Consider the following 8,440-nt stretch of genomic DNA (forward strand, 5'->3'; position numbering starts at 1 on the left):
TGCAGGCGTGTCGCCGTCAATACTTCGTTTATGCACTAAAATATCTTCAAAATATTTTATAAATAATTAAATCAGTCTACTTAATTATTTTAACTTTGTAAGTGATTTATTTGTCTTTTTTATTGAACTTTTACGCCTGGTGTATTATATGGTTTCTTTTGATTAAGAATATTATAGAAAATGTGTTTCATTTTATCTTCGTTTGGAACGAAACCATTGGTATTTTTAACGTTAGTACCTAAAATGACAATGTATCGATCGTTAAAATAAACTGTAAATATTTGTCCGAAGAATACGCCATTTATTCTATTTAAATATGGTGTCACATAGAAACCATAACGATATTCTTCTGGATACTCTTCTGTTCCTAACTCATGAAGCATTGGTTTTGTTACTTTAGAATTAAATAATTGATCTTGTTGTAACGCATAAATCAATTTACCCATATCATATGGAGCCATGTATAAGTTCCCTGCTCCATAATATTGATCTAATACATTTGGACGTAAGAATGAGAAGCTATTATTTTTGAATTTATATCCCTTTGCCATCTCACTTTGTAACGGTTTTTCATCATAAAATGATGTATGTTTTAAATGGTATTTATTTCCTAGGAGTTGATAATAGTTTTTAACGTATGGTTTTCCAGTTACTTTTTCGATGACTTTAGCTAATACTAAATAGTTTGCATCGTTGTAACTATGTTTATGATAAATAGAATCATCTATGCCACGTTTTTGAATTGATAATACTGCTTGATCTAAATTTTTAATATTAGTAGAAGCTTCATATTTATATAATCCGCTTTTATGTAACATTAAATCTTTAATTGTAATTTCTTTATCTGTTTTAAACCATGGTAAATACTTGGTTACAGGATCATGTAAATTAACCTTATGTTCTAATTCTAATTGCTTTAACATTAATCCAGTAGTAAATTTTTGAGAAGAACCTATTAAATACATTGTATTAGCAGTGTTTTTCTTCCCTTTTTCTATATCTTGATAGCCATAGCCTTTATTCATTTTTATTTTACCATTATCAAAAACTGCGACTGTCCCGTTAAAATTTGTTGATTTTAAATATTTATTAATTTGTTCATACATTGGTTCTTTTTTATCAAGAACTGTTTTTAACTTCTTAGGAGCTTTAACTGTTTTATCTCTTTTTTCAATATAGTGGGTATTATCATTTTCGTTTTTTAAAACTTGATTTTCGATATGTTGATGCTTACTCCATCTAAATCCTATTAATCCCACTAATACGATTAATACAACTAATACGACAATAAAAAATATTATTTTAAATTTATTAAGTTTCATCTTCTTTTGTTGGCCTCACACATTCAAGTCTTTAATATTCAATATAAGTTTTTTGAAAATCTTTAATTACACTTTCAATATCTTCTACATTAAGTGAAAAATATATTTTTATTTTAGGTTCAGTTCCAGATGGCCTAATCGCTATAAATCCTTCATCAAATATTAGACGTATTAAGTTCGAATTAGGTAAATATGTTGGCTCTTTTTCGCCACTATCCATATATTCAATGGTACCTAACTGATAATCTTCTATCGCTTTAACATCTAACCCACATATTTGGTGTATAGATTCTTTTCTAAAGGAATCAATAATCTCTTTTATTTTGAGCTGTCCTTCTCTTCCTTCAAAAACTGGACTTAAATTAACATTTCTATAATGACCAATTGCACGATATATGTCATTCAGCGTATCTGTTAAAGTAATATTGTTCTCATAAAGTAAATTCTTGTACTTAATGATCAACGGTACAATTTGAATCGCATCTTTGTCTCTAACAAATGGTTTAACCATATACCCATTACTTTCTTCAAAAGCGAGTAACAACTTCTCAGCACTGTTATCTTTTGAATTTAAAATTTCCGATATATATTTAAATCCTGTAAGCACGTTATAAACTTTAACATTGAGTGCTTCAGCAAGTTTATCACTCAATTCACTTGTCACAATCGACTTAACGATATATAAGTTTTCATATGAAGCGTCAATTAAATCTTGATATCGTAATTTCATCAAAATAAGTCCTAGTTCATTACCACTAATAAATCTACATTCTCCATTGTCTAAACGTTCAACTACACCTAGTCTATCCGCATCTGGATCTGTAGCTATAATCAATTGTGCGTCATTTTCTTCTGCGAGCATCTTACTAGCATTAAAAGCAGACTCATCTTCAGGATTAGGACTATCAACAGTTGGAAATGTCCCGTCTGGCTTTGATTGTTCCTTTTCGATAATGTAATTATAATAATTCAACTCATCCAATATTTCAGAAACGATAGGTAAGCTTGTTCCATGAAGACTTGTTAATACTGTTTTGGCATTTGTCTTTTCAATTTTTCCTGTCGCTTGGATGACTTTATTTTTATAACTATTTCTAACATCATCTTTGGCATAAACAATTTTGTTAGCGTTAACTAGTGCTTCGAACTCCCCACCTACAACATCCAGTGGATTTTCAACTTCTTCAATATAATTACTTAATATTTCAGAATCTTTCGGAAGAAGTTGTCCTCCATATTCGTTATAAACCTTAATGCCATTATAATTTTTAGGGTTATGACTCGCAGTAATCATAATACCGCCATCTGCACCATAATATCTTACTGCATACGAAAGTTCCGGCGTGGATTTATAAATATCGGATGTGATAACTTTTACATTATTTTGTGCAAGTGTAGTTGAAATCTCTTTTGAAAATGAATCAGAAAGTAATCTAGAATCATAAAAAACAACAATACTCGCTTCTTTATTTCTCGATTTAAAAAATTGAGCTATACCTAAAGCTACTTTTCTTACCGTGAAAGCATTCATTCTTCCAGGACCTATACCGAATATACCTCTAATGCCTGCAGTCCCAAAAGACAATTGAGTTGTTAATCCTTCTTCTATCTCTATATCATTTTGTTGCTCATAAAACGGTCGAATCAAACTTTCATCCAATCGTTTTATCCATTCTTGTTTCATGAGTAATCTCCTTTCTAAAAACAATCATTGTAAAGGAAAGTAGCATGTTAAATCTATGATGAAAAATTTGGTTATCTGTAACTGTCACTAAAATCTAATTTAGCAAGTTATGTATTTGTTTAGCTAAGCATTATTATAACTTAACACTTTAGATAAATCACTTTAATTAGATAATACGCTTATTTAAAAATAATTCTATAGTACTTTAGTACCATAAAGATTTCTAATCGAAATAAATTCAATCACATTGTAGATTTAAATGTAAATTTTGTTTGAAGAATGTAAAATTAATATGAATCTAAGAGTTGTAATTTTGCTAATAAAGTAATACAATTTAAGGCTATAGTGCATAAGTACGAAATGTAATCGTACTTCTATTAATAATGCTTACATAACAACATAGAATTAGATAATGATAAATTTTAAAATAAATTAGGAGCACTCCCGATGAACAAATTTTTAAAGTATTTTTTAATATTATTAACATTAGTTCTTGTCGTTGGTCCAATCCTATTTGCTACTCAATTATATAAAAGTTCAGAATCCGCTTTTGAAAAGTCTCAAGATAAAAATGACGCGCAACGTCATTCAAATTTAAGAGATTCAAAAGTTAATCCTGAAAAACAACCTATTTCAATTTTATTCTTAGGAATTGATGATAATGAAGGTAGAGAAAAGAATGGACAAAGTATAGAACATTCCAGATCAGATGCAATGATATTATCCACATTCAATCAGAAAAAACATCAAATTAGAATGCTTAGTATCCCACGAGATACAATTAGTTATATACCTAAAGTTGGTTATTACGATAAAATTACACATGCGCATGCCTATGGTGGCCCAATTGCTTCAATGGATTCAGTTGAAGCAACAATGAATGTACCAGTTGACTATTATGTTCGCGTTAATATGAAAGCTTTCGTTGAAGCAGTTGATGAATTAGGTGGCATTTATTACGATGTGCCTTACAACTTAAACGAACCAAATAGTGATGACACTGGAAGAATTCAAATTAAAAAAGGCTATCAAAAACTTAATGGTGATCAAGCTTTAGCAGTAGCCAGAACAAGACATCAAGATTCAGACTTAAAACGCGGACAAAGACAAATGGACTTAATTAAAATTCTTTTCCAAAAAGCACAAAGTTTAGATTCTATTGATAAATTAGATAATGTAATAACGATTGTTGGTAAAAATTCTAAACATAACCTTACTAAAAAAGAAATTAAAGCTTTAGCAAAAATGTATTTATCTGGAGACACAGATATAAAAACTTCACAACTTGAAGGTAAAGATGACTACTTAGACGGCATTTATTATTACAATCCAAGCGTAAAAAGCATTATGAAATATTCAAATATCTTGCGCTCTGATTTAGGCTTATCTAAAATAACAGATAAAGATGAATTTTTAGATCACAGAGTTATCAAGCATTATGGTTCACTCGTACCTCTAACAGAACTAGATGACAGTTTATTACGTAAGAATCAAAAAGATACTACAAGTGACGATAATGATAGTAACAATAACAACGATGAGAATACCAATAACAATGATAATGAACAGAATAACGTTCAAAATAATCAAACTACAGATAACCAAAATACTTACGAGAATAATAATCAAGACCAATATCAACAAAATAATTATCAAAACAATACTATGAATGATGGTAATAATATGAACGTACAATAAAAGATTGAATGAGTATTCATATTTCAGTATTGGTACATTTAAGAGAGGAGCTAAAGCAATGAGTCGTAAAACATACGAAAAAGTCGCCCATATTAACGGCATGTTTAATATGTTAGAACAACAAATTATCCATAGTAAAGATATGGCGCTATTTCGAAATGAATTCTTCTATGTTAATCATGAACATAGAGAAAATTATGAGGCCCTTTTAATTTATTATAAGAATAGTATCGATAATCCAGTAGTAGACGGCGCATGTTATATTGTTGCCCTACCCGAAATTTTCGATAAAGTGGATGTATTCGAATCTGAATTACCATTCACATGGGTTTATGATGAAAATGGTATTACAGAAACAATGAAAAGTATTAGCATACCATTACAATATTTAATAGCTGCTGCTCTTGAAGTTACAGATGTGAATCTCTTTAAACCATCAGGATTTACAATGGGGATGAATAACTGGAATATTGCACAATTACGTATATTTTGGCAATATTGTGCCATTGTTCGAAAGGAAGCTTTATAAAATAGCTTGATCCTTTCATTAATAAATAAAATAGTACTTAGGGAGTGGGACAGAAATATAATTTAGCAAAATTATTTTCGTTGTCCCACCCCGGCAAGGGTGGCTAGGATTGAAAGAAGCTTGATATAAGCGCACTTTCAATTCAGACATCTACTGCCAATATGTTAAGGAAAGCTGAGACAATTAATTATGTCCCAGCCTCTTTTTTTATGCTTTTATCAAAAACGATGACGACTTCGATTTAAAGTGTGTACATTTTTATGTGTGAAAAATTCAATAAATTTTCATCTTGTTTTTGATTTATTTACTTAATTTCGGGAAGAACTAGAGATAATGGAGGTGTTTGAAATGTTTAAAAAAGTGCTTGATGATAATATGTTGAACGATTGTTATACAGTTAGAAAAAAAGTATTCGTTGAAGAACAAAATGTTCCCCTAGCCAATGAAATTGATGATAAAGAATCGATTTCTTACCATATTATTGGTTACAAAGTGAATGGAGAACCTTTTGCTACTGCAAGAATAAGACCAATTGATAACTATTCAGGGAAAATTGAACGTGTCGCGATTACAAAAGAAAACAGAGGTTTAGGTTATGGCATTCAATTAATGGAAACCATTGAAGAAATTGCCAAAGATTTGAATTTTAAAGAATTGATGATGCATGCTCAAACACAAGCACAAGGCTTTTATACTCGTCTTGGATATAGCACTCACGGGGAAACCTTTATAGAAGAGAATATAGAGCACATTATTATGAAGAAAACTATGGAATGACCTTTCATCGAGAAAGCAACTTAATTTAAAAACAAAAATGTAATACTACGTATAAATTTCGAGTCCCCTTTTTACTGAGGAACGCTGAAATCAGTGGTTTGGACAAAAATTTTACAAAAAATCTTTATAAGCTACAGGTTAAAGTTATATTACAAATCTGTTAAAAGTAATACAGAAATTACAACTAATATTATAATTGACTCAAAATAACATATTAAGAGGAGTAAATAAATATGACGAAGAAATTCAATTACAAATTACCGTCGATGGTTGCATTAACGTTATTTGGAACTGCCTTTACTGCCCACCATGCACATGCTGCAGAAGAAACACAAGATCAAACTAAAAATTCAAATGTACTTGATGACCAAGCCACACTTAAGCAAGCCGAACAAGCTAAAAATGAAGTGACACAATCTGCACAAAATGTTTCAGGCACTCAAACTTATCAAGATCCAACAAAAGTTCAATCTAAACAAGATACTACTTCTAACAATTATGATGCATCATTAGATGAGTTAAACGATTCTTCTAGTAAAGCTTCTCAACAAGAACAATCGAATAATTCAAAGGAAACAAATACACCATCAGTCAATACATACCAAAATTCAACTAAAGACATCAACAACAATGACATTTCTAAAGATGCTGTCACTTCAGAAGACAATAAAACTTCAAAAGTAGACAACACGAATAAAGAAATTTCAAAAACTGAACAACAAGAACCAACTGTTGAAAATGTTAATAAAGATGAAAACAGTAATAACAATATTCAAGCCTCTTCTAATCAAACTAATAACCTTAATGATCAAGAAAAACAAGAAGCTACATCTAATCAAGCATCTAACAATAAAACATCTCAACAGACAACAACAGATTCAACTGAGAAATCTAATACTAAGGTAAGTCATACAAATAGTTCAGGTTATAATTTTGACGATGATGAAGATGACGTTGATACTACAAACGCTACAAGTAAAAATACTAAAGCTGACCAACCTCAAGTTGCATCACTTTCAGCACAAAACAATGTAAATACTAAGTCAGAATCAAATCCTACTATTAAAAATAGTACTAACAGTACAAATACTAGCAAATCAGCAACTCAAAATACAAAAGTTTCTAACACTCAAGCTAATAACACGACAACTGAAAGTAATAACAAAGTTTCAACATTCAGTTCAGTTGCCAAACCTAGAATGATGTATGCAGTAAATAAGAAAACGACTTCTTCTTTACCTAAATACACACCTCAAGTGAAATCTTCAATCAATGATTATATTCGTAAGAAAAACTATAAAGCACCACAAATTGAAGAAAACTATACTTCTTATTTCCCCAAATATGGATATAGAAATGGTGTAGGTCGCCCAGAAGGTATCGTTGTACATGATACTGCAAATGATAATTCAACAATTGATGGCGAAATTAATTACATGAAGAATAATTACCAATCAGCCTTTGTTCATGCCTTTGTAGACGGTAACAGAATTGTAGAAACAGCTCCTACTGATTATCTATCTTGGGGTGCTGGGCCACAAGGTAACGAACGTTTCATTAATGTTGAGATTGTACACACTCACGATTATGATTCCTTTGCACGTTCTATGAACAACTAAGCTGATTATGCAAAAACACAACTTCAATATTATGGTTTAAAACCTGATAGCGCTGAAAACGATGGTCAAGGTACAGTATGGACGCACTATGCAATTAGTAGATATCTAGGCGGAACTGACCATACAGACCCTCATCAATACTTTAGAAGCCATAACTACTCTTATGCAGAGCTTTATGACTTAATTTATGAAAAATATTTAATCAAAACTGGTCAAGTGGCACCTTGGGGTACATCTTCTACAAGTCCATCTAAGCCATCTAAACCATCAGATAGTTCAAACAACAATAAATTAACTGTTTCTGCTAATAGTGGTGTTGCTCAAATTAAACCTAGCAATAGCGGCCTTTACACAACTGTTTATGACGAAAAAGGACATTCAACAGATCAAGCTCAAAAAACATTATCTGTTACTAAATCTGCAACACTTGGCAATAATAAATTCTATTTAGTCGAAGATTACAACACTGGTAAGAAGTATGGCTGGGTAAAACAAGGCGATGTTGTTTATAATACAGCTAAATCACCTGTTAAAGTTAACCAAACATATAATGTAAAAGCTGGTTCAACTTTATACACAGTACCTTGGGGTACGCCTAGTCAAGTAGCTTCAAAAGTTTCAGGTTCTGGAAATCAAACATTTAAAGCTACAAAACAACAACAAATTGATAAAGCCATTTATTTATACGGTACAGTGAACGGCAAATCTGGTTGGATTAGTAAATATTACTTAACAACACCTTCATCGTCTAATACGAAACCAAGTAAACCATCTACAGATAATAGTTCAAACAACAATAAATTAACTGTTT

Annotated in this window: 5 protein-coding genes and 1 pseudogene; 4 read left to right on the forward strand and 2 right to left on the reverse strand. The window is 30.7% G+C overall.

Annotated features, from left to right (window positions below):
* Positions 1-119: 119 nt before the first annotated feature.
* Together HMPREF3264_RS08380 and HMPREF3264_RS08385 are read right to left on the reverse strand one after the other, a co-directional pair.
* Positions 120-1,322 carry a serine hydrolase domain-containing protein gene (locus tag HMPREF3264_RS08380; protein WP_070872951.1) on the reverse strand — a complete coding sequence of 401 codons (1,203 nt, stop codon included), beginning with the start codon at positions 1,320-1,322 and terminating at the stop codon, positions 120-122.
* 31 nt (positions 1,323-1,353) lie between these two features.
* Entirely contained in the window at positions 1,354-3,006 is a 1,653-nt protein-coding gene (locus tag HMPREF3264_RS08385; RefSeq protein WP_070872953.1) for a phospho-sugar mutase, read from the reverse strand.
* A 447-nt stretch (positions 3,007-3,453) separates the two neighbouring features.
* Here HMPREF3264_RS08385 and HMPREF3264_RS08390 point away from each other — a divergent pair, with 447 nt between their 5' ends.
* The 4 genes and pseudogenes from HMPREF3264_RS08390 to HMPREF3264_RS12450 form a co-directional block, all read left to right on the forward strand.
* The gene (locus tag HMPREF3264_RS08390; RefSeq protein WP_070872955.1) at positions 3,454-4,704 is read left to right on the forward strand and encodes an LCP family protein; all 1,251 of its coding nucleotides are present in this window, start codon (positions 3,454-3,456) and stop codon (positions 4,702-4,704) included.
* 58 nt (positions 4,705-4,762) lie between these two features.
* Complete coding sequence (locus HMPREF3264_RS08395) at positions 4,763-5,233, forward strand: DUF2538 family protein (RefSeq protein ID WP_070831927.1); 471 nt, start codon at positions 4,763-4,765, stop codon at positions 5,231-5,233.
* 348 nt (positions 5,234-5,581) lie between these two features.
* Positions 5,582-6,010: a GNAT family N-acetyltransferase gene (locus tag HMPREF3264_RS08400; RefSeq protein ID WP_070872957.1), complete on the forward strand. Its 429-nt coding sequence runs from the start codon at positions 5,582-5,584 to the stop codon at positions 6,008-6,010.
* Positions 6,011-6,243: 233 nt separating this feature from the next.
* Positions 6,244-8,440, forward strand: a pseudogene (locus tag HMPREF3264_RS12450) (mannosyl-glycoprotein endo-beta-N-acetylglucosamidase); the annotation flags it as partial.

This window comes from Staphylococcus sp. HMSC62A08 (genome assembly GCF_001839105.1).
Taxonomy (GTDB): domain Bacteria; phylum Bacillota; class Bacilli; order Staphylococcales; family Staphylococcaceae; genus Staphylococcus; species Staphylococcus caprae.